The organism is Spartinivicinus marinus (assembly GCF_026309355.1).
Taxonomy (GTDB): domain Bacteria; phylum Pseudomonadota; class Gammaproteobacteria; order Pseudomonadales; family Zooshikellaceae; genus Spartinivicinus; species Spartinivicinus marinus.
Genome location: NZ_JAPJZK010000001.1, coordinates 4,073,577 through 4,096,813 on the forward strand (window position 1 = coordinate 4,073,577; position 23,237 = coordinate 4,096,813).

Sequence of the window (23,237 nt, forward strand, 5' to 3'; positions counted from 1 at the left end):
GCTTGTTAAGGTCTAATTATTTCTACTGTACCATCTGGCTTAGTAAGATCTTCTCTATTTTGGTTTACCCAAAGGACGAAAGACTGCATAGGCACTGTTGCTTTTAACCCTAATCGAATGTAATTGTCAATTGCCCTAGTTATGTAGAAAATTGATTCAGTTTCAAGTGCATATTCTTTTGATGTACCATAGACCTGAGTTGAGTGCTTAAAGCGTTTCTAACTAGATTGAGGTGCTGATCGTTCAACTCTTTTGGCGTAAGGCTATGTTTATTTTTTTCCAAAATTAGTTTAAGGGCATCGTGGGCTGTTTGCTTTTCTTGTTTTTTTAATAGACCGCTAAATATTCCATCTGCGGCGCCAGCAAGGGTTATCGAACAGATAAAATCTTGTTCATTAAGGAAGAGTAAAATCCCTTTCTCCAATTGATGTAATCCTATCTCTGTTTCGGTCAAAGAAGTCATTCTATCATAGTGAGGCATATTCTCACCCTTAACAATCGAGTCATCTTACTTGATGTGTTTGTGTTAGTTTTTTTATACTTTAAACTACCTACTAATTTGAGGCCATAATTTTTTGATAGATATTATCAAGTTTTTGATTGATGATATTCATATCTTTAGGTTCAATTGCCTCAAATATAATGCCAGCTCCCTCTACTGCTTTTTGTTTTATTTGATCTCTCTGCTGAGCATAAGCTTGGTTGTGACCTTTACCGTTATACTCAATAACAAGTACAGGAAGGTATCTTCTGTTAGTAATACAGAAATCTACTCGTTTAGAATTTATTATTGCATGGACATCATTATCATGATGTCCGAGTAGCTGACCTAAATTAACTTGAGCAAATACTAATAATTGCTTGCTTTTAAAAAAATTCACGAGAACCCAGTATAGTTTAACTTCTGAGTGATTAAGGAGAGGTTTGCTAGTATATGTGTATTGGTTAACTTGATTAAGCTGTTCTTCATAAAACTGTAGTTTTTCGTCATCTTTATCACTAAGAGTATTTCTGCCTTCAATTTCACTAACTGAAGTTGTATCCAAATTACTTGCAGATTTATTTTCATTTTGACGCTGGTTATTTGGGAGGTGGGAAGAGGTGACGGCATGAGAGTGTTTGTCTTCTTTTCTTTTATTAGGTTTGCTGAAATACCAAATAATAACAATGGCTATAATAATCCAAAATGACCATGAATCTAAAAGCATCAACTAACACTCATTTGCAGTTTGAAAAAGAGACAGCAAGCTCAAGCTATCAAAAAATCTCTATAAGCCCAATTCGATAAACTTTGTCGATTAGTAACTGGTTATCGGGTGAGGATATTTACTTTGAAATAGCTGCTACGCGGAACAACTAGCATTTTTTTATTTCAATTTAAGTCGCTGTCGCTAGTCTTACAATAGTAGCCTTCTCCCCGAAGGGGAGAAGGAACCTGGTTTGGAGTTTTTCTGTAATGCCTCAAAACAAAGGGGAGCTGTACTCTATTTTTATTGAAAAAAATAAATATTGCCCTAAAACTACCCCTTCAATTTCTCCCGCAACAATTTATTTACCACTCCTGGTTCTGCTGCGCCGCGGGAGGCTTTCATTACCTGGCCAACAAAAAAGCCGATCATTTTGCCTTGCTTGGCTTCTTCGGCACTGCGGTATTGCTCAACTTGTGCAGCATTATTAGCAATGACTTCATCGATCATGGCTTCAATCGCTGAGGTATCAGTAATGGATTTTAAATTGCGCTTTTCGATGATTTCATCGGCTGAGCCTTCGCCGTTCCACATAGCTTCAAAAACAGTTTTTGCCCCTTTGCTGGAAATGGTTTCGTCTTTTAAGCGGATTAGCATTTCGCCTAACTGTTTTGCTGAAACAGGGCTTTCGCTGATTTCCAGTTGGTTTTTATTGAGGCGACTGGCCAGCTCGCCCATTACCCAGTTGGCGGCAAATTTCGGGTCTTGGCATTGGCTAGCAACCGCTTCGAAATATTCAGCGTTTTCACGGTTGGCTGATAGAACACCAGCGTCGTATTCACTTAAGCCTAATTCATCAATAAAGCGTTGCCGCTTTTGCTCAGGTAATTCAGGAAGTGTACTTCTTACTTCATTTAAAAATTCTACTGACAATACTATTGGTAGTAAATCAGGGCAGGGGAAGTAACGGTAATCGTTGGCTTCTTCTTTGCCACGCATAGAACGAGTTTCGTCTTTTTCAGAATCATACAGGCGGGTTTCCTGGACGATTTTGCCGCCGCTTTCTAGTACATCAATATGCCGCTCAATTTCAAAATTAATGGCTTTTTCAATAAAACGGAAAGAGTTGACGTTTTTAATTTCTGTGCGGGTGCCCAGTTTCTCACTGCCTTGCGGGCGGATGGATACGTTAGCATCACAACGCATGGAGCCTTCCGCCATGTTGCCATCAGATATCCCTAAATAACGGATGATCGAATGAATCGTTTTTAAATAGGCAACGGCTTCTTTTGCAGAACGTAAGTCTGGGTCAGATACAATTTCTAATAAGGGTGTGCCGGCTCGGTTCAGGTCGATACCAGTCATGCCATGAAAATCTTCATGGAGTGATTTACCCGCATCTTCTTCTAAGTGAGCACGGGTTACACCGATGCGTCTGGTTTCACCATCGTCCAAGGTGATGTCTACATAACCAGGGCCTACAATGGGTAAATCCATTTGGCTGGTTTGATAGCCTTTTGGCAGGTCGGGGTAAAAGTAATTTTTTCTGGCAAATATGTTGCGCTGATTAATTTGTGCATGAATAGCCATACCAAACATGGTGGCCATTCGCACGGCTTCTTTGTTCACTACGGGTAAAATACCAGGCAGCCCTAAATCAACAGCGCAAGCCTGGGTATTGGGTTCGGCACCAAAGGCAGTGCTGGCACCTGAAAATATTTTAGATTGTGTGGCGAGCTGAACGTGAATTTCCAGCCCAATAACAACTTCCCATTTCACGATAAATTCCCCTTATACCTGCGTTGCGGTTGGTAATTGTTGGTGCCAGTTGGTCTGTTGCTGAAATTGGTGAGCCACATTTAATAGTCTGGCTTCAGCAAAGTAGTTACCAATCAGTTGCATACCCGTAGGTAGGCCTTTGGTAAAGCCCACTGGAATTGACATAGCAGGTAAGCCAGCCAGGTTGGTGGAAATGGTATAAATATCCGATAAATACATCGCTACCGGGTCGTTGGTTTTTTCGCCCAGCTTAAACGCGGGGGATGGGGTAGTAGGGCCAACAATAACATCTACATCATTAAAGGCGGCCACAAAATCGTTTTTAATTAATCGTCTCAGCTTTTGGGCTTTGATGTAATAAGCATCATAATAGCCAGCAGATAAGGCATAAGTGCCAACTAAAATACGCCGTTTGACTTCAGAGCCAAAGCCTTCAGCTCGGGTGCGCTTATATAGGTCTTCCAGGTCTTTGGGGTCTTCACAGCGGTGGCCAAATCGTACACCATCAAAACGGGATAAATTGGAAGAGCACTCCGCTGGGGCAATGACATAATAAGCGGGTAATGCCAGGTGAGAATTAGCCAAACTGATTTCTTTAACTGTTGCACCCAACTTTTCCAGTTCTTTAATGGCCTGCTCTACATTAGCGGCGATCTGGCTATCTAAATCGGCAGAAAAATATTCTTTAGGCAAGCCTATTTTCAGCCCAGCAATACTGTCGTTAAGCGTGGCTGTATAATCTGGTACGGGCTCATTGGCACAGGTTGAGTCTTTTTCATCAAACCCTGCCATGATATTCATTAACAAGGCGGCATCTTCGGCGGTTTGGGTGATTGGGCCAGCTTGATCAAGGCTTGAAGCAAAGGCAATCATGCCCCAACGAGATACACGACCATAGGTGGGTTTTAATCCGGTAATGCCACATAAGGCAGCAGGTTGGCGAATGGAGCCGCCCGTATCTGTGCCTGTGGCTGCAGGTGCCAACCGGGCAGCAACGGCTGCAGCCGAACCACCTGATGAGCCGCCAGGAGTAGAGTCTAATTGCCAAGGGTTCTTGACTGCACCAAAGTAACTGGTTTCGTTGGAAGAGCCCATGGCAAACTCATCCATATTGGTTTTACCCAACATAACACAACCTGCGTCTTGGAACTTTTGTGAGACAGTTGACTCATAAGGGGCAATAAAGTTAGAGAGCATTTTAGAGCCGCAGGTTGTTTTAATGCCATTTGTACAAAAAATGTCCTTATGAGCAATAGGGACGCCGGTTAATAGGCCTGCATTATTATTTGCACGGCAATTGTCGGCTGCTTTGGCTGCAGTTAGCGCCTGGTCTTCCGTGATACTGATAAAACTATTCAGCTGATTATCGAACTGCTTAATCTGGTTCAAGTAATGCTGGGTTAGTTCAACACTGGAAAATTCGCCTTTGGCAAGACCAGCTGCCAGTTGCGCTACAGTTTTGTTTTGCATGGTAATTACAGGTCCTATTGGATTGTACAGGTCCTAATACAGGTGTTTGTGCGGCAAGGTGATAGTTTTTGCTGACGGACTTGATTACTCAATAACCTTAGGTACCAAATACAAGCCGTTTTCAGTAGCAGGGGCAATGGCCTGAAAGGTTTCCCGCTGGTTGGTTTCGGTGACTGCATCTGCGCGCAGCCGTTGTTCCATCTCCAGTGGGTGAGCCAAAGGCTCTACATTATCAGTATCAGCAGCCTGCATTTGGTCGATCATGGTTAAAATTTGGGTTAACCCTTCAGTAGTATTGGCAATATCTTGCTGGTCGATAGCAATGCGTGCCAGGTGGGCTATTTTTTCAACATCGGTTTGATCAAGGGCCATGGGTGCTCTCCAACTAAAAGCCAAACTGCAAATGTAGGGGTTTGCAGTGACAATCTCAAGCGCTTGTGAGTGATTGAACGAGAGATAGTAAATAAAAAAATAGAAATAGAAGACAGATTTTTGTCAATCAATTAAAAGGTTAGACTACAGTATAAGTAAGACACAATGCATTAGTTATGGCTGTAGCAAGTAACGAAGTTGGTGTTAACTGACAGGCTTGCCCTTAACTAAGGGTATAATAGTTTACTATGAGATAGCTTCTTAACTTGCTCTATGTAAGCGCGGTTGTTAGAGTTTGCAGCAATTTGCAAGATTATGAATAAAAACCACAGTCAATCTTATTTATTTGACTTATTAGTTAGGTGCTTTTTACTGAGAGTCAGCTTATTAAAAGGTGGCTGAGATTAGGTAGATAGCAAGTTTAGATATAAAGCGTAAACTGTTTTGTTGGCCGGTTGCACTGATCTTTATTATTAAGTTACAGCTAATCAATGCGCTTGTGTAAAACACTGCAACCATATTCACATTCTTTGTTTGTTGGGAAGAATACCACGCATGCTCAAGAAACTACGGGGATTTTTTTCAAGTGACCTGTCAATTGACTTAGGTACTGCTAATACCCTGATTTATGTTAGAGATAAAGGGATCGTGTTAAACGAACCTTCGGTGGTGGCTATTCGTCATCATGGTAGTCAGAAAACGGTTGCCGCAGTGGGTACTGAGGCGAAGCGAATGCTGGGTAGAACCCCTGGTAATATCACAGCTATCCGGCCTATGAAAGACGGAGTGATCGCTGACTTTAGTGTCACTGAAAAAATGCTCCAGCATTTTATTAATAAGGTACACGAAAACAGTTTTATTCAGCCAAGCCCACGGGTGTTGGTATGTGTGCCTTGCAAGTCGACTCAAGTTGAGCGGCGGGCCATTCGTGAGTCAGCGCTAGGTGCGGGTGCTCGTGAAGTGTATTTAATAGAAGAACCAATGGCTGCAGCCATTGGTGCTGGCCTACCTGTTGAAGAAGCCCATGGCTCAATGGTTGTGGATATCGGTGGGGGAACCACTGAAATAGCTATTATTTCGCTAAGCGGGATTGTTTATTCGGAGTCAGTCCGGGTGGGGGGTGACCGCTTTGATGAAGCCATAGTCACTTATGTTCGTCGTAACTATGGCAGCCTGATCGGTGATGCCACGGCAGAAAGAATTAAACAAGAAATTGCCTGTGCCTACCCAGGTGATGAACTGCGCGAAATTGATGTAAGAGGCCGTAATCTGGCAGAAGGGGTACCTCGCAGTTTTACCCTTAATAGTAATGAGATTCTGGAAGCACTTCAGGAATCTTTAGCAGCCATTGTGCAGTCAGTGAAAAGTGCACTAGAGCAATCACCACCTGAACTCGCTTCCGACATTGCAGAGCGAGGTATGGTTCTGACAGGCGGTGGTGCGTTACTAAAAGGTTTGGAGCGCCTGCTGAGTGAAGAAACTGGGTTGCCTGTGGTGGTGGCTGAAGATCCTCTGACCTGTGTGGCCCGAGGGGGAGGACGAGCACTAGAAATAATGGAACGCCATGCATTTGATCTTTTATCTACTGAGTAGTCAAAACCAATAGGACTTACTAGAGCTTAAGTGAGTCTAATTGATAAGGTATTCAACATTGCAAGACAGATTTTTTTATGGTCTTGCAACCTATTCAGTAGGTAGGAGACTGTTGTAGCTTAATTCTTAATTAAAGGTATTGGCTTTTTAAGGTAACAGTCTCCAATGTAGTTAAAAGACAAAATGTGGGAGTCACCAATTAAGCGAATATTTTCTAAGCAACAATCTCTCACCGCACAGCTGCTGTTTTTTATTGTGTTGTCATTAGGCTTGATGCTTTCTGAGCAGCGGTTTGATGGCCTGGACAATGGCCTTAACAAAGTGAGAGCCTGGCTGACCGTAGTCGCTACACCTGTGCAGTGGGTGGCTGATCTTCCTGCACAAATGTGGGGGATGGCTGATGACGCCCTGAAAACTCGCAAAGAACTTATTTTAGAAAACGCGAAGTTAGAAGCGAAAAACTTGCTACTGGAGCGTCGCCTTCAGAAGCTCGCGGCACTCACGGCACAAAATATCCGTTTACGAGAATTACTGAATTCCTCAAAACTCCTTGATGAGCGAGTTCTGATTGCGGAGCTAGTGGGGGTAGATCCCGACCCTTATGCTCACCAGGTTATTGTTAATAAAGGCTCGACAGATGGAGTTTTTGTTGGACAGCCTTTACTGGATGCCAGTGGTTTGATGGGGCAAGTTATTTCCGTCAGCCCTTTTTCCAGCCGTATTCTGCTTATTACCGATGCTAATCATAGTGTGCCTGTTCAAGTGAATCGTAACGGTGCTCGTGCCATTGCTGCAGGCACAGGTAAATTGGATGAGCTGCTACTACGCCATGTGCCGGATACTGCTGATATCCGTGAAGGTGATATTCTAGTCAGTTCAGGCCTAGGGCAGCGTTTTCCGGTAGGCTATCCAGTGGGTAAAGTGATCCAGGTTATCCACGACCCTGGCAAACCTTTTGCCATCATCAAAGTAAGACCTTCTGCAAAGTTAGATCGCAGTCGTCATGTGTTATTGGTCTTCAGTGGTAAAGAAGCTAATGATAACAATGATGTGATTGCGGTAGATGAGACCCAAGTAAGTGAAGCGCCTAATGTCAACTGATCGACCCCAGGGCCGCATGGTAATCTGGACGACTATTTTTTTTGCCTATGTATTAAGCTTATTGCCAATGCCTTCTTATCTAGAGCTAGGTCGGCCAGAGTGGCTTGCGATGGTAATGCTCTACTGGGCACTGGCATTGCCTGATCGAATAGGATTAATACTGGCCTGGATTGTTGGCCTGATGCTTGATGTGATGCAAGGGGTGTTGCTTGGACAAAATGCCCTTGGCATGGTGATTGTGGTCTATGTTGCCCATAAGCTGCATCGACGGATGCGTATTTATCCGTTACTCCAGCAATCTATGGTGGTATTTGTAGTTATTGGCATTTATCAAATGCTGAATCTGTGGGCTAAATCTTTTAGTGGTCGTACACCTCCTAATTTATTGTTTTTGTTGCCAACTGTCGTCAGTGCCTTATTATGGCCGTGGTTGTTTATTTTGTTACGAGATTTAAGAAGGCGATATAAAGTTAATTAAAAACCAGTATGGACGTTCCAAGTATTTATTTAGCATCCCAATCTCCCCGGCGGCGAGAGCTATTGGAGCAAATTAGGGTTAGTTATCAGGTTCTTGCTTCAGAGGTTAATGAAACCCCTTTGCTTAATGAACACCCACAACATTATGTTGAGCGTATTGCTGAAGCCAAAGCAGAAGCCGGATGGCAGCTATTAAAAGCCAGTGGTTTGGCTCAACGACCCGTGCTGGCAGCTGATACGGCAGTTGTATTAGAGGGGGTCATTTTAGGCAAGCCCTCCTCTGTGGCTGATGCTAAAGCCATGCTGACAGATTTATCAGGAAAGCCGCACCAAGTAATGACGTCAGTTGCCGTAGTGAATGCTGAAGCAACCAAACTGATAACCAGTATCACTGATGTACTATTTAAGCCATTAACTGAGTCATTAATTGACCGCTATTGTGCAACAGGAGAGCCTAATGACAAAGCAGGGGCTTATGGTATTCAAGGGCTGGGAGCGATACTAGTCGCTGCAATAAAAGGCAGTTACAGTGGTGTAGTGGGACTACCTTTAACTGAAACGGCTGCGCTGCTGGCCCAGTTTGAGGTTGATGTCTGGCAAAGCCATGGTGTTTAAGACAGTGATAGCACTTACGAATTTATAATACTTAAGCAATGATGACGCTTAAAAAACCATAATGCTTACTTAAGTTGTGTCGTTTAAAAAATAAAGCTTCAGATGATAGCAGCGCTAAAACTTCTCCTTAATGATGGTCCCTGATAATGTAGGAAAAAGCCATGTCCGAAGAAATATTAATGAATATCACCCCAATGGAGTCTCGAGTGGCGGTGGTGGAAAATGGCGTTTTACAAGAAGTGTATATTGAGCGGACCCAGCGGCGTGGCATTGTCGGGAATATCTATAAAGGTAAAGTGGTTCGAGTGCTCCCTGGTATGCAAGCCGCTTTTATTGATATTGGTTTAGAGCGTGCTGCCTTTATTCATGTTAGTGAAATAGTCCCCAAGAACGATACAAAAGAAGATGACGATGCAACTGAACCACTAATTCACGAACTTGTTCATGAAGGCCAATCGTTAGTTGTACAGGTCACCAAAGATCCGTTAGGTACCAAAGGCGCCAGACTTACCACCCATATTTCCATTCCTGCCCGTTATTTAGTTTATATGCCTGATACTAACCATGTAGGCATTTCATTAAGAATTGAAGACCAAGAAGAACGAGATCGTCTTAAGCAGTTGGTTGAACATGCATTGGCAGCAGAACAAGCAGAAGAAAAAGGTGGTTTTATTTTACGTACGGCAGCTGAAGGGGTTGGCGCTGAAGAAGTACTAGCTGACATACGGTTTTTGCATCGTTTGTGGGAGTCTGTTTCTGAAGGCATTAAAGAAGTTAAGGCTCCAGAGGCGGTTTATGAAGACTTACCACTTCATTTACGCACACTGAGGGATTTGGTAGATCCTAAAATAGAAAAGGTGCGGATAGACTCAAGAGAAACTTATCAGAAAGTTTGCAAGTTTGTAAAAAAGCTCATTCCGCAAATAGAAGGGCGAGTGGAATATTATCCTGGTGAACGGCCTATTTTTGATCTATATGGGGTTGAGGATGAAATTCAAAAAGCACTTAGTCGAAAAGTACAGCTAAAGTCGGGTGGCTATTTAATTTTGGATCAAACGGAAGCAATGACTACCATTGATGTCAACACAGGGGCGTTTGTTGGCCATCGTAACCTAGAAGAAACGATTTTTAAAACCAATCTGGAAGCAGCAACCGCGATTGCTCGGCAAGTCAGGCTGCGCAATTTGGGTGGGATTATTATTATCGATTTTATTGATATGGAAGAGGCTGAACACCAACGACAAGTGTTGCGGACTTTTGAAAAGCTGCTTGAACGCGATCATGCCAAAACCAATATCACTGGGGTATCTGAACTGGGCTTGGTAGAAATGACCCGTAAACGTACCCGAGAAAGTCTGGAAAATGTATTGTGTGAACCTTGTCCGACCTGTGAGGGGCGAGGTACCTTAAAAACGGCAGATACTGTCTGTTATGAAATATTCCGGGAAATTCTTCGTGAAGCCAGAGCTTATGAAAGCGAAGGGTATTTAGTGTTGGCTTCACAAAAAGTGGTTGATCGGCTGGTAGATGAAGAGTCTGATAATGTGGCTGACTTGGAAGCATTCATTGGTCGCACCATTAAATTTCAGGTTGAGCCAATGTATTCGCAAGAGCAGTTTGATGTAGTGTTGATTTAGGTCGCGTGTTTTTTATTTGTCGCTTTTGGTCTCAAGCTGTACTGATGGAATTTGTTAGTGAAACGTTTTGCCAAATTTTTTACCCGACTGATCTGGAGTGTTTCAATTGTTGGGGTTGTGTTACTTGCTCTGTATGTCAGTTTAGGGCGAATGTTATTGCCATTGCTGGCTGATTATCGAGAAAGCTTACAACAAGAGCTGTCTACTACTTTAAATGTTCCCGTCACTGTTGCAAAACTGACTGGTACCTGGTCTGGTTTTAATCCAGCGCTAGATATAAAAACCGTGCAGATTGGCGATACTGAGCTGCAATCACTGAGTGCTAATCGTGTGCTGGCTGAGCTTGATGTTTTTTCAACACTGCTTGAGCAGTCTCCAGTGTTTCGTTATTTGCAGGTAGAAGGCTTACAACTGTATCTGATTGAAGGGCAGTCTGGGAGTTGGCATTTAAAAGGTTTTAATCCTACAGCAGGTGAGGCAGACCCACGGTTAATTCTTGCTTCGTTGCTCAAGCAACCGCATATCCAGTTTACCAATACCACTATCCACTTTCAGGATAGAGAAGGACAAGTAGAAACCCTAGAAGATGCCAAGCTAGCATTTAACCAGACAAGTGAAGGCTATCGGTTGGATGGCTATGTTAGGCAAGCTCAAGGGGGTGAGGCAAAACTAATAGCAGAGATGCAGCAAGTGTCTCCTAGCTCACTAGGTCATTTACAGTTGTTTATAGATGCTTCACCTAATAATTGGAAGCCTTGGATAGCACTGATTACTCCTCAAGATATTCAATTAGATCAGCTTAACTTGGGAGGAAAACTTTGGTTAAACTGGCAAAATAAGCAGTTAACCCTGAGTGGTCGGCTGGAAAATATTGATCTTGCCATCCAATACCAAGACTTGCCTAAGCAGCGGTTATCTAAAGGCTATTTACAATTTAGCTTTAACCGTCAGTCTAATAAAAACTGGCAACTTGCATTACCTTCTGCCAATTTTCGGCTGAATGGAATAGCTGCACCATTTCATAATGCTTTTATTCGCTACCAACAAGGAAAATGGACCGTTGCCAGTGAGCAGATTAACCTAAATTTGCTCAAAGAGTCTTCTCTTGCTACCAAGTTACTACCCGAGTTGCCAGCCCAGCTGGTTAATGAATTAAGCCCAAAGGGGCTTATACAACAGTTAGTGGTTGATTGGTCATCCGATGTGAATGACTTTCAATTGCTAGGTAAACTGAAGCAAGTTGCAGTGGCTGCCAAAGGGTTTGCGCCTTCAGCATCAGGTGTTTCTGGGCTGCTATATACCACCGCTGAACAGGGGTGGTTTGACTTGGATAGTCAGCAAGGGTTTAGCCTGGGTATGGTCGAGCTGTTTAGAAAACCGTGGCAATACCGGCAAGCAACAGCCCATCTTGCTTGGTTAAAAACCCCAAAGGCATTTCAGCTTTATACTAACCAAGCGCAACTGAAGCATCGTGGCGCGGAGTATAATGCTAAGCTCCGCTTAGTTTTTCCCCTAATTGAAGGGCCTATAACCATGGCTTTGCAGGTGGGAGTAAAAAATGCCAATGCAGGTTTGGCTTATCAATATATTCCAGCCAAGCACGATATATTACCTGAAGAACTGGTGAAGTGGCTGGATGAAGCCATTGTTGCAGGTAAAGTTGAGCAAGGTGCCTTTATGTATAATGGCCCTGTCACAGCAACTGATGTTGAAAATGATATTAGCTTTGGTCTGTTTTTTAACGTGGCAGAAGGTACCGTTCAGTATGATAGTCAATGGCCGAAAGCAGACAAGCTGACTGGCCAGGTATTAGTTGATAATAAGCAAGTTGAAGTGAATATAGCCAGTGGTGCAGTTCATCAAGCTGATATACAGCAACTGAAGTTACAAGTGGCTGAGCAAAGCAAAGATAAATTTGCTGTAACGGTTAATAGTCAATTAAAAGTACCTGGGCCGACGGTAAATCACTTATTAACTCACTCTCCTATTGGTGACGCCCTAGGTACCCGTAATAAAAATGAAGAAAAAGATAAGGCTAAAAAAGCCGATAAAAACTGGCAGATTAATGGACAGTTTGACTCAACACTAGAGTTGATGATTCCGATTGATAAGCCAGAGGAAACAGAAGTGGCTGTTATTACTCAGGCCAAAGAGGGGACCATCAATGCTGCAGACTTAGGACTGGTAATCAAACAAGTCAATGGTCAAATAGCCTATCACTCGAAAAAAGGCATTACTGGCAATGATATTCAGCTTAACGTATTTGGCCATCCTGCACGTTTGAATATGTCTGCTCAGCCAGTTAAACGACAATTGCAGCAGCAATTTAGCTTAACCGGTAAAGCCGATGCACCTAAGGTAGCAGACTGGCTACAGCATCAACTTGAACTGAATAATCAACTCAACAAAACACAGCAGCAACAATTTAATAACATTGCTAAAGGCAAGTTTGCCTACAGTGCCAAGGCAACCATGCCATTTAATCAGCCTGAAAACTTTAAGCTGTTTGTGAAATCTAACTTGAAAGGAACGGCTGTCAATTTACCTGAGCCACTCTATAAATCTGCTACTGAACAGCAAACAGTGAATGTGGAGCTCAATCAGTTTGGTAAGACTAATCGTTGGCGAGTACAGCTGGGGTCATTGTTACAGTCGGAATGGCTAGTACAGCAAGGCCAGCTGGCGGGAGCTGACCTTGTATTTGGCCAAGGGCGACAGGCATCGAAGTTGAAACGGCAGCAGCTTAATATAAGTGGCCAGTTGGCAGAACTTGATTTAACGAAGTGGTGGCCATGGGTCGATATGTTCACTCAATCAGCAGATACCCAGCAGCAACAAAAACGTCAACCTAAATGGCAGTTGTCAGTTGATCAGTTGGAATTAAATCAGTTGCACTCGCCAATGGGCGTGTTAGAGAATTTGGTATTGTCACTTAATACTTATCAACAGGTCTGGCAAGCGGAGGTGGGAAGTGATCAGCTTGCTGGTCGGGCGGTGATCCCATTTAATAGCCATCAGAAGCCTTATGAAATTGCGCTAAAGCGTTTGCACCTGCCTACATTACCTAAAACAGTTAAGAATAGTGATCAGCAAGACCCATTAGCTGATTTTAACCCTCTAACACTGCCTGATATGGAGATTGAAGTTGCTGATCTAAAAATAGGCAATCAAGTGTCTGGTAGTTTTGCGGCTAAGTTAAAAACTACCTCGAAAGCACTAAATATTAGCAATATTTCAGCACAAATTAACCATTTAAGAGTGAAGGGCAATATAAACTGGCAGAAACAGCAAACAGATTTTAAAGGGGTTGTAAGAGCTGTTGACTTAGCAGATGTGCTAGAAGCCTGGGGGCAATCAGCATCAATTACTAGCAAAAAAGCTAAGTTTTCTATTGACGTTAACTGGCCGGGTAGCCCACTCAACTTATCAATAGCAAAGTTGAATGGTGAGATTTATAGCAAGATTGAGCATGGCCGATTTCTTGAGGCTAAAGGCTCTGCCAATGTGTTAAGAGTATTTGGTTTGCTTAACTTCAACTCAATTGCGCGTCGAATAAAACTGGATTTTTCTGACCTGTTAAAGTCAGGAGTCAGTTTTGACAAAATAAAAGCCACAACGCAATTTGCTAATGGTGAAATGTGGTTTAAAGAGCCTGTAGAAATTGAAGGGCCATCTTCAAACTTTGCTCTATCCGGTAAAGCCAACTTGATAAACGATACACTTAATATGTCGTTGTTAGTTACTTTGCCTGTGACCAATAATTTACCTTTTCTTGCTGTATTGATGGGTGCACCACAGGTAGGGGGGGCAATTTATCTATTTGATAAGTTGCTGGGTGATAAGGTAGAAAAGTTTGCTAGTGCTCGCTACAAGCTGACGGGTTCATTTTCAAACCCAACTATTGCGTTGGACAAGTTTTTTACCAATAAAACAAAACAACAGTAAGGATTGATATGGCGGCTCAATTAGCTGTATTACAAATGAACTCTTCTGATAAGGTTGAGGGCAATCTCATTCAAGCTGAAAAGCTAATTCAGCAAGCAGCCTATCGTGGTGCCAAAGTGATTGTGTTGCCTGAGTGTTTTGCCAGTTATGCAGGTAAAGATACCTTGCAAATAGCCAAACAAGAGAGTGACAGCAATGGCCCCATTCGACAGCTTTTAGCCAGGCTGGCTGCACAACATAAAGTGTGGTTGATTGGTGGTTCGATTCCTTTTTTACCAAAAGAAAACAGTGCTGATCGACGCGCTTTTTCTGCCTGCTTTGTTTATAACGATAAAGGTAAAGAGCTAGGTCAATACAGCAAAATTCATTTATTTGATGTCACTGTTTCAGATAGTAAAGGCCAATACCAGGAATCTAAGGAGTACATGTCGGGTAGCCACTTATTAATTGTGGACACCCCAATTGGCCGATTGGCACCACTGATTTGTTATGATTTACGCTTCCCTGAGTTATTTAGGGCCCTGATCAACTATGGGGTTGAAATCATTTGTTTACCTTCGGCTTTTACTGCCGTGACTGGTGCTGCTCACTGGGATGTATTAATGAGAGCCAGGGCAATTGAAAATTTTTGTTATATGGCAGGGGCTGATCAAGCGGGTATTCATGCTGATGGGCGAGAAACCTTTGGACACTCTATGATTGTAGACCCTTGGGGTAAGGTCATCGCTGCTGCAGAAACAGACCAGCCAGAAGTGATCATGGCTGAAGTCGATTTAAATCGGCTTCACCAGTTAAGGGGGCGTATGCCTAGTTTAAAACACCGGCAAGACCAGCTGTTGCGAAACATAAAGGTTTATCACTATTCTTAAGCTTAGAAACAGAGCATGAAATAACTTCCATAAAAATAAAAAAGTGGCTGCTTGTGCTGTTCCTTATGATTAAAAAACAGGCTATTTATGTCGGATATACTTACATCAGTTAAACAACAGTTACTCACGCCAGGTGAGTTAACCGAAGCGAAGATTCAGCAAGTGTTAAATGGTATGTTGGGTCATACCATTGATGCGGCTGACTTGTACTTTCAGCATACTAATCATGAGTCCTGGGTGCTGGATGATGGCATTGTCAGAGAGGGTAGTTATAACGTTGACTGTGGCGTTGGCGTAAGGGCGATCAGCGGTGAAAAAACCGGGTTTTCTTACTCAAATGAAATTATTTTGCCTGCTTTAGAGCAAGCGGCATTTGCTGCTAGAAGCATTGCTAAGCAAGGCAAAAACAAGCAGTTGCAAGCCTGGAGTCGAAGCCAGCCACTAGACTTGTATCAACCTTTGAACCCGCTGGCTAGTTTGGTGCAAGAAGACAAAGTCGCTCTTTTACAGTCTCTTGATCAACAGGCTAGAGCCATGGACCCACGCGTTAAGCAAGTGACGGTGAGCCTGGCAGGCGTTTATGAAACCATTCTGGTAGCTGCCAGTGATGGTACGTTTACGGCAGATGTGCGTCCATTAATTCGACTTAATGTAAGCATTATTGCTGAGCAAAATGGCCGCTTAGAACGTGGCTTCGCTGGTGGGGGTGGGCGGACCAATTACCAGTATTTTCTAGAAGATGATCGTGCCCAAAGCTATGTTGAAGAAGCCGTTCGCCAGGCATTAATTAACTTAGAAGCAGTGCCTGCACCTGCTGGTGCTATGCCCGTTGTGCTTGGGCCTGGTTGGTCAGGTGTATTACTGCATGAGGCCGTTGGCCATGGTTTAGAAGGAGATTTTAACCGTAAAGGCAGTTCAGCCTTTTCTGGCAGGATAGGTGAGCGAGTTGCTTCGCCTTTATGTACTGTCGTGGATGATGGTACCTTGGCTGGTCGTCGTGGCTCTTTAAATATTGATGATGAAGGAACCACCACTGAGTGCACCGTATTAATTGAAAATGGTGTACTAAAAGGCTATATGCAAGATAAGCTTAATGCACGACTAATGGGGCATAAGCCAACCGGCAATGGCCGACGGGAGTCTTACTCCCACTTACCCATGCCGCGAATGACCAATACTTATATGCTGGCGGGTGAACATGATCCTGAAGAAATTATTGCTTCAGTTGATAAAGGTATTTACGCCGCCAATTTAGGGGGTGGTCAAGTTGATATTACTTCCGGCAAGTTTGTGTTCTCTACCAGTGAAGCCTATCTGATTGAAAAAGGCAGAATAACAACGCCAGTAAAAGGTGCTACATTAATTGGCAATGGCCCAGAAGTCATGAATAAAGTGTCAATGGTGGGTAATGACTTGAAACTGGATACAGGGATTGGGGTTTGTGGAAAAGAGGGGCAGTCAGTCCCAGTTGGTGTTGGCCAGCCTACCGTTAAGATAGAAGAGATTACGGTAGGCGGAACTGGCGAGTAAGATATCCTCAAGGAAGCGGCCCTTTGTTCTTAACTCTTTGTTGGGAAAAATCTTCCGATGCTCATTTACCAGCAAGTAAACTGCGCTTCGGGTATTTTCCCCGCCTCGATTTAAGAGCAAATTGCTCGCTTCTTATTCAGGTATATCCGAAGAATTTAGAGAGTACTACAAAGCTTTATTTAAAAGGATGTCGCGAAAGTACTTCAAATCAAGTCCCTTCTCCCCCCGTGGGGGAGAAGGCGAAATTACTTTTGCGACAATCTCCTCTGGGTGAGGGTATAATTACTCCGATTTTTCTTTATCGCTGCTGTTAAAAGATGCTTCTTCAGCTAAGTCACGAATGTAACGAAATAGTTTTCGTGAGCCAGCTGGTGGCTTATTCTGTTGCTGCTCTTTTAAAGCATTGCGGATCAACTGCCGTAAGTGTTGTCGATCAGCGCCAGGATAAGCTTCAACAAACTCGGCAAGTGCTGTATTCCCTTCAGTTAACAGCCGGTCACGCCAGCGCTCCATTAAATGAAACTGACGATTATACTCATCACTTGCTGTATCAAAATGATTTAAGATGTTCTGGATGGTTTCCAGGTCTTGATCCCGCATCAATTTGCCTATGAATTGAAAGTGTCGCTTGCGAGCATTAAAGCTGGTAATACGCTTGCTTTCTTCCAGCGCCTCTCTCAGCCGAGGGGTTAGTGGAAGTCGCTCAAACACTTTGGCAGGCAGGGTCAACAGACGTTCACCCATGGCTTGCAATGCATGCATTTCATTTTTAACTTGAGTTTTACTTTTATGCTCAAGCTCATCATCATCGAACTGCTCGTTATCACTCATAATATTGTTAGTCTATACAGCTTAGATCTCTAACCAAGAATTGTAGCGCTAAATACCCCGATAATATAGAGCGGTTATCTTGGTATGCATCGAGGGGCAAGCTACAATACACTTAGCACATATAAAGTAAGCCCAAGACAAATCCGTTTTAACTATAAAAGCTAATATATATGACTTTGCAACGTGATAATCAGTCGCTTAATCCAAAAATAGAAGAACAGCATCTTGAGAGTCTAGTATCGGATATTTTGGCAGAAGCAAAACAACAGGGTGCTTCTGCAGCAGAAGTAGGGGTAAGTTTAGACACAGGTCTATCTGCCAGTATTCGGAAAGGGGAAGTAGACACAGTTGAGTTTAATTGTGATCGAGGGTTTGGCATTACTGTTTATATTGGTCAGCGTAAGGGATCAGCCAGTACTTCTGATAGCTCTGCTAAAGCGATTAAAGAAACGGTTACGGCAGCACTCAACATAGCTAAATACACTTCAGAAGATCAGTATGCTGGCTTGGCTGATCCCAAATTAATGGCAACCGATATCCCTGACTTAGATTTGTACCACCCTTGGGGAATTAACGCTGAAGAGGCAATTGATATTGCTAAAGAAACTGAAGCTGCTGCTTTTAAGGTGAGTAAAAAAATCACCAACTCTGAAGGGGCATCAGTATCGAGCCATCAAGGTTGTCGGGTATATGGTAACAGTCACGGGTTTATTGGCGGTTATGTATCATCAAGACACAGCATTAGTTGTGTGTTAATTGCCCAAGAAAAAGAAGAAATGCAACGTGATTACTGGTATACCGTTAACCGTAATGCTCAGTTGTTAGAAACTGCAGTAGATGTGGGCAGAAAAGCAGCAGACCGTACCTTAAAGCGGTTAGGCTCTAAAAAAGTGTCTACTACGACAGTACCTGTATTATTTTCTGCTGAATTAGCTGGGAGTTTGTTATCCCATTTTATCGGTGCAATCAGTGGTTCAAGCTTGTACCGTCAGTCGTCATTTTTGCTGGATCACTTAGGAAAACAGATTTTCCCTGATAATATCCATATCCATGAGCAACCTCGTTTAGCTCAAGCAATTGGAAGTGCTGCTTTTGACAATGATGGGCTAGCCACTTATGCCAAAAATTTTGTTAAAGAAGGTGTATTAACCAACTATATGTTGGGTACCTATTCAGCAAGACGATTAAAAATGGAAAGTACAGCTAACGCTGGAGGAGCCCATAATTTAATTATTGATCCAACTGAGCCCGCAGCAGACTTATTAGCATTAGTTAAAAAGATGGATAAAGGACTGTTGGTAACGGAGTTGATGGGGCAGGGCGTTAATATCGTAACAGGAGATTACTCAAGAGGTGCTGCAGGCTTTTGGGTTGAAAATGGCGAAATTCAATACCCCGTTTCAGAAGTGACGATTGCAGGTAATTTAAAAGATATATTTAACAAGGTAGTAGCAGTAGGTAGTGATGTAGATTACCGAGGTAATATTCGGACGGGATCGATTTTGATTGAGAGCATGACAGTAGCCGGACACTAAATATACTCTTCGTGAATGTTTTCTAGGCTTTGTTATCTTCGATCTTGACCACCAAGGATGGTGGAAATGCAGTTAATGCATGGAGCATTTAACTGACACCCCAGTCACTTATTATTATAAGCGCCCAGCAGTGCCTTTATATAAATTAAAGTGACTACCGCAAGTCTTACAGTTGCAGACTTGCCCTGGGGTTTCATCACTCGATGGCCTCGCCTATAAAACCTTCACTTTGAGTATATGCTTTTCGAAATATAGTGAATGATGGATTATTCGTGAAGAGTTGTACATTGTTGTTCAAGTGAGTTGTTGATAAAGCAAGGATAATATTTTCTAAGTGTTTTAATCTCGTCAGGTTTTGAGTAGCCTGACTCAATCAACTCCTGATATTGCTTAGCTGTTTGCAGCAGGTGATCAGCAAACCCCTGCCCTTTATTTTTACCTTCAAGAATCATCCAGGGTGGCCAGTGAATGGTTTGCCAGTGTATTTTTTCTTTGGCAAATAGGGTAGTACTGTAACAATAATAAAAAAAACAAATAACTAAACAAATAAACTGTTTCATGAGGGATAGTTGGCGAGCTGATGTCCAAGTAAATATATCAATAAGCTATAAATAACTTGTTACACGTAGAAGAAATTAGAATAATTTTAATACAGCTAAATTTTAACGTATAGATTATGCGTGATAACTTGTCAATGAGATGTTACAAAATTATGAATGCTGGTAACTAACTTTTCCATTAAAAATCGTATTGGACGTTCCTGTGAGGACTTGGAATAGCCAGTTAGTATTTGAAGGCAGTCGGCTGGACAGTCTTTACAAGCAAAATTAAATAAGTTAATGGAGATAGAAATGTCAAAACTAACCCCAGACATGACAGATCAAATTATAAGCTCTTTAAAGGAAATTGAAGGTAAACAACAAAAACCAGGAGAAAAAATCGAATTAATTAAAGATGCGCATAAGGCACCTACCTGGAAAATCTCGTGGGAGACAAGCCAAGATAAACAATAAATAATAAAACTCAGGAATTTTTTCCTGAGTTTTTATATTGAGTTTATAAATATAGTAGCTTCTGTAAGTGTAAAAAAATGTTTATGGGTTAGATCAACTCTTTTATAGATGGGAAAACAAATGAACTTTCAATTAAATCAGCAGGTTTGTGATGGTGTTGAATTACTCATTAATGATTATGCAAAAATTTCCATAGATGATCTAGTGATAATGGCTTGCACAGAAGATAGTGTAGAGTCTGTCGCTTTGGTTAGTGAGTCTTTAAAGCTAAAAAGGATAAAGCATCATGTTACCATGATGAGTCCATTGAATGATGAAGCCCTTTTATATGAGCTAACCTGCTTACTACCTAATGCAGCAGATCTACAAGGCGATATCGTATTTATGACTTTTGAAAAAAATACGATGTCACATAATAATATCTTCAGAAGAATCGTAATGAATTGCCATGAAAAAAAATGTCGTGTCATAAGAGTGATAAGTGCTTGTTATGATTTTTTTGCGCAATCATTAGCTGTAACACCAGAAATACTCTCTAGGAAAAATACTACGATACTTGAAAAACTAATGAAGGCAAAAGAGCTAGTTATAACAACAAAAAGTGGTACAAATTTAAAAGTGACATTAGATAATAATCGATATCGTTGGATAAGTAATAGGGGAATAATAAAAGATAATAGCTTTATGATGTTACCTGCAGGAGAAGTAGCTACATTTCCTGCTAGTATTAATGGTGTGTTAGTTGCTGAGTTTGCGTTTAATGTAAATGTTCTCACGGATGTAGATGCAAGATTAGCAAATAACCCTGTATCCGTTACAATTGAAGATGGCCAAGCGGTTGACTTCCAATGTAAAAATAAACAAGTAACTGAAATAATCAATTATTGTTTTAATAATGAAAATGGAAAATTGGTTGGTGAACTAGGATTTGGCACAAATATCGGTATCAAGCAAGCTGTTTCACTTAATTCACATATAAACGAAAGAGTGCCAGGTATTCACTTAGGGTTTGGTGATCATAATCAGTTACCTGAAGTTGCTAAATATAGCTGCTCTTCTCACTTAGATTTAATCTGTCAAGGTGGTGAAATATGGATAGATAGTGATCATCTCCCCATTGATTTACAAAATATCAAGCCTTCGATAAACCAACACCCCGAAAATTTATATACTGAGGACCTAAAATCTCCTGCCGATCAGCAGCGTATGGAGTTAGATGACTGCTGTGGTTTAATAAAGTGAACTCATGTGTTGGGTGTAAAAATAAAGTGGTATATACTCACAGCGAAGGGTTATTTATACCCCTAGGGCACAAGGGCGAGGCCAGCGAGCGATGAAGCCCCAGGAGTTTAGATAAACTAAATGACTGGGGTGACAGTTAAATGCTCCATGCATTAACTGCATTCACACCATCCTTGGTGATTAAGAACGATGGTAACAAAGCCTAGAAATCATTCGGGAAGAGTATATAACTAAACTTTTGCTTCACACTCCTTTAAACTCTTCTTCGCTTGAATATGTTTTGGATAAAGCTTTAAAAATTTATTAAAAGCATCACAAGCTTCATTATACCATTGTAAATCCTTATAAATATTACCTAAATTAAAAAGTGCACTGGGAAAGTCGCTACCTAGTTCTAAAACTCTTTTATAAGCATCAATTGCTTGTTGATAATCTCCATCATTGACATGGAGCCACCCAAGATTATACCATGCACCTTGGCTATCAGGAGCAATTTGAATGCAGCGGTCAACCAATTTTCTAGCCATGGTAAAATTACCTAGGTGACCTGATGCTGCAGATAACTGGAGAAGCTCTTCTATTCGCCAATCAGATAGAGAATCAAACAAGTCATCGGTAACAGGATGTCTGGCTCTTTTTGAATATTCAGGTAATTCATTCACAATCACATTAACAAAATTCATGTAACTACAGTCGCATATTAGGGCAACTCGAAAATAAATAATATCTCCTTTTTTTCTTTCTGGGCCACAATCACCATTAATAATATGACCTTTTCGACCACAAGCTAAACAAGGGTGTGTAGTATGGACAAGATTCCTTTCTTGATTAGTTTGTGGTCGATAAGCATATTTAAGAGACAGACCAGGGCGTTTAGAAGGGTTTAATTGACGGGACGTTAACTCTACAACTTTAGCCATAACTTTATTACCGCTTACATCAATAAGTCACAACATTTACATAAAACTTAAACTTCTAGAAAAATAATACTAATCCTATTTTAGTTTAAATTGAACAGCAGTTAAAGAAATAGGATAAGATTGATAGTTAATAAGACTTAAATTTTTTTGTGGGTAAAATTATAAAGTTTTATATGTTAAGAAAATGATATACTTTTGCTAAAGAAGCATTTATAGCAGTCGCGAATCATTTCTAGGTTCAATAATACATTATCATGTGTATAGTCAACTGTTATGGGAAAGTTCGAACTATCACCAACAGCACTCGCAGAGCTTTAAGTCGCCCACAAGTGTTGTAAGCATGCCATAGATGCTTACAAGACTGGTTAGACACTTCAGGCAGTAAAAGAAGCTCTACTCTTAGATGATGAAACAATCAGAGTGCTACGCTAACTGCTATAAACAAGATGGTGTTAGCATAACAATTCTGTTTATTAGCTTGTTAAAACAGCCCAGCACCTGGAGCACAAGCTTTTAAGAGTCTGTAATTTAAATTGTCCACATGCCCATTAGGTTTTAGTCTAATTTAATCCAATCGCTAAATGCAATTGAAAAGTGTTGGATAGCCAGCCCCCAGTGCCTTGCGGTCTTTCCAGGAGACATACTTAAGTGAGTTACGAATCATATGTACAATACAGAGCTGAACTGACGTTTTAGGGAATACGGTGGCTATAGCATCAGGGAAACCCATTAGCCCATCCACGCAGGCAATCAGGATATCTTTAACCCTTCGATTATTTAGCTCCGTCAATACTGACAACCAAAACTTAGCGCTTTCATTTTCGGAGATCCACAACCCTAATAGCTCTTTATGTCCTTCCATGTTAATGCCTAGTGCAATTTCAGTTTGGGACTAACCTGTTTGTAAATGAGTCATCGCTAACAAATAAAGCCTTGTTCTTGGTTGTGTTTATTTAGTAAGGCATCAAAGTCGTAGTCATACAACTCATCTGGAATAGAAGTAATCCTTGCCATTATTAAACTCATAGTCAAATTAAGTTAAATACTGTGACAAAGTATTTTACAGATTATTTACCATGATTTGTATTACTAAAAAAGAATCATAAAGGCAGTAAATCTAA

The 23,237-nt window shown here is 41.6% G+C and carries 19 protein-coding genes and 1 pseudogene; 11 read left to right on the forward strand and 9 right to left on the reverse strand.

Going from position 1 to position 23,237, the window contains the following annotated elements; all coding sequences use genetic code 11:
• Nucleotides 1-139: 139 nt before the first annotated feature.
• The 5 genes from OQE68_RS18515 to gatC form a co-directional block, all read right to left on the reverse strand.
• Nucleotides 140-481, reverse strand: a complete 342-nt coding sequence (locus OQE68_RS18515; RefSeq protein WP_180570407.1) for a hypothetical protein — start codon at nucleotides 479-481, stop codon at nucleotides 140-142.
• Between the two features lie 73 nt (nucleotides 482-554).
• On the reverse strand, nucleotides 555-1,208 hold the full coding sequence (locus OQE68_RS18520) for a DUF2726 domain-containing protein (protein WP_180570408.1): 654 nt from the start codon (nucleotides 1,206-1,208) through the stop codon (nucleotides 555-557).
• A 312-nt stretch (nucleotides 1,209-1,520) separates the two neighbouring features.
• A complete protein-coding gene (gatB, locus tag OQE68_RS18525; RefSeq protein WP_180570409.1) occupies nucleotides 1,521-2,966 on the reverse strand; it encodes an Asp-tRNA(Asn)/Glu-tRNA(Gln) amidotransferase subunit GatB in 1,446 nt (481 codons plus the stop codon).
• 12 nt (nucleotides 2,967-2,978) lie between these two features.
• A complete protein-coding gene (gatA, locus tag OQE68_RS18530) occupies nucleotides 2,979-4,436 on the reverse strand; it encodes an Asp-tRNA(Asn)/Glu-tRNA(Gln) amidotransferase subunit GatA (protein WP_180570410.1) in 1,458 nt (485 codons plus the stop codon).
• Nucleotides 4,437-4,520: 84 nt separating this feature from the next.
• Nucleotides 4,521-4,808, reverse strand: a complete 288-nt coding sequence (gatC, locus tag OQE68_RS18535; RefSeq protein ID WP_180570411.1) for an Asp-tRNA(Asn)/Glu-tRNA(Gln) amidotransferase subunit GatC — start codon at nucleotides 4,806-4,808, stop codon at nucleotides 4,521-4,523.
• 555 nt (nucleotides 4,809-5,363) lie between these two features.
• Between gatC and OQE68_RS18540 the strand changes: the two genes are divergently transcribed.
• The 8 genes from OQE68_RS18540 to tldD all read left to right on the forward strand — a co-directional run bounded on the left by OQE68_RS18540 (nucleotide 5,364) and on the right by tldD (nucleotide 16,575).
• Nucleotides 5,364-6,401 (forward strand): rod shape-determining protein, encoded by a 1,038-nt coding sequence (locus OQE68_RS18540; RefSeq protein ID WP_163832504.1) that lies wholly within the window; start codon nucleotides 5,364-5,366, stop codon nucleotides 6,399-6,401.
• 183 nt (nucleotides 6,402-6,584) lie between these two features.
• Nucleotides 6,585-7,502, forward strand: a complete 918-nt coding sequence (gene mreC / locus OQE68_RS18545) for a rod shape-determining protein MreC (protein WP_180570412.1) — start codon at nucleotides 6,585-6,587, stop codon at nucleotides 7,500-7,502.
• Nucleotides 7,492-7,980, forward strand: coding sequence for a rod shape-determining protein MreD (gene mreD / locus OQE68_RS18550; RefSeq protein ID WP_219340160.1), 489 nt, complete (start codon nucleotides 7,492-7,494; stop codon nucleotides 7,978-7,980). Before mreC ends, mreD begins: the two co-directional genes overlap by 11 nt.
• 8 nt (nucleotides 7,981-7,988) lie before the next feature.
• Nucleotides 7,989-8,594, forward strand: a complete 606-nt coding sequence (locus tag OQE68_RS18555; protein ID WP_180570413.1) for a Maf family protein — start codon at nucleotides 7,989-7,991, stop codon at nucleotides 8,592-8,594.
• A 161-nt stretch (nucleotides 8,595-8,755) separates the two neighbouring features.
• Nucleotides 8,756-10,231: a ribonuclease G gene (rng, locus tag OQE68_RS18560; protein WP_180570414.1), complete on the forward strand. Its 1,476-nt coding sequence runs from the start codon at nucleotides 8,756-8,758 to the stop codon at nucleotides 10,229-10,231.
• Between the two features lie 57 nt (nucleotides 10,232-10,288).
• The gene (locus tag OQE68_RS18565) at nucleotides 10,289-14,176 is read left to right on the forward strand and encodes a YhdP family protein (protein ID WP_180570415.1); all 3,888 of its coding nucleotides are present in this window, start codon (nucleotides 10,289-10,291) and stop codon (nucleotides 14,174-14,176) included.
• An 8-nt stretch (nucleotides 14,177-14,184) separates the two neighbouring features.
• Nucleotides 14,185-15,045: a carbon-nitrogen hydrolase family protein gene (locus OQE68_RS18570; protein ID WP_180570416.1), complete on the forward strand. Its 861-nt coding sequence runs from the start codon at nucleotides 14,185-14,187 to the stop codon at nucleotides 15,043-15,045.
• A gap of 87 nt (nucleotides 15,046-15,132) precedes the next feature.
• Complete coding sequence (tldD, locus tag OQE68_RS18575; RefSeq protein ID WP_180570417.1) at nucleotides 15,133-16,575, forward strand: metalloprotease TldD; 1,443 nt, start codon at nucleotides 15,133-15,135, stop codon at nucleotides 16,573-16,575.
• A gap of 282 nt (nucleotides 16,576-16,857) precedes the next feature.
• On the opposite strand, the gene yjgA is transcribed toward tldD, so the two are convergent.
• Complete coding sequence (yjgA, locus tag OQE68_RS18580) at nucleotides 16,858-17,406, reverse strand: ribosome biogenesis factor YjgA (protein ID WP_180570418.1); 549 nt, start codon at nucleotides 17,404-17,406, stop codon at nucleotides 16,858-16,860.
• 170 nt (nucleotides 17,407-17,576) lie between these two features.
• Between yjgA and pmbA the strand changes: the two genes are divergently transcribed.
• Entirely contained in the window at nucleotides 17,577-18,941 is a 1,365-nt protein-coding gene (gene pmbA, locus OQE68_RS18585; protein WP_180570419.1) for a metalloprotease PmbA, read from the forward strand.
• Nucleotides 18,942-19,207: 266 nt separating this feature from the next.
• Here pmbA and OQE68_RS18590 read toward each other — a convergent pair whose 3' ends face one another.
• Entirely contained in the window at nucleotides 19,208-19,501 is a 294-nt protein-coding gene (locus OQE68_RS18590) for a hypothetical protein (RefSeq protein WP_180570420.1), read from the reverse strand.
• A 291-nt stretch (nucleotides 19,502-19,792) separates the two neighbouring features.
• Between OQE68_RS18590 and OQE68_RS18595 the strand changes: the two genes are divergently transcribed.
• The gene (locus tag OQE68_RS18595; protein WP_180570421.1) at nucleotides 19,793-19,954 is read left to right on the forward strand and encodes a hypothetical protein; all 162 of its coding nucleotides are present in this window, start codon (nucleotides 19,793-19,795) and stop codon (nucleotides 19,952-19,954) included.
• Nucleotides 19,955-20,074: 120 nt separating this feature from the next.
• The gene (locus tag OQE68_RS18600) at nucleotides 20,075-21,196 is read left to right on the forward strand and encodes a 2,5-dihydroxypyridine 5,6-dioxygenase NicX family protein (RefSeq protein WP_180570422.1); all 1,122 of its coding nucleotides are present in this window, start codon (nucleotides 20,075-20,077) and stop codon (nucleotides 21,194-21,196) included.
• A gap of 230 nt (nucleotides 21,197-21,426) precedes the next feature.
• On the opposite strand, the gene OQE68_RS18605 is transcribed toward OQE68_RS18600, so the two are convergent.
• Together OQE68_RS18605 and OQE68_RS18610 are read right to left on the reverse strand one after the other, a co-directional pair.
• Complete coding sequence (locus tag OQE68_RS18605; protein ID WP_180570423.1) at nucleotides 21,427-22,116, reverse strand: tetratricopeptide repeat protein; 690 nt, start codon at nucleotides 22,114-22,116, stop codon at nucleotides 21,427-21,429.
• A 607-nt stretch (nucleotides 22,117-22,723) separates the two neighbouring features.
• A pseudogene (locus OQE68_RS18610) lies at nucleotides 22,724-22,996 on the reverse strand (transposase); the annotation flags it as partial.
• Between the last annotated feature and the right edge of the window lie 241 nt (nucleotides 22,997-23,237).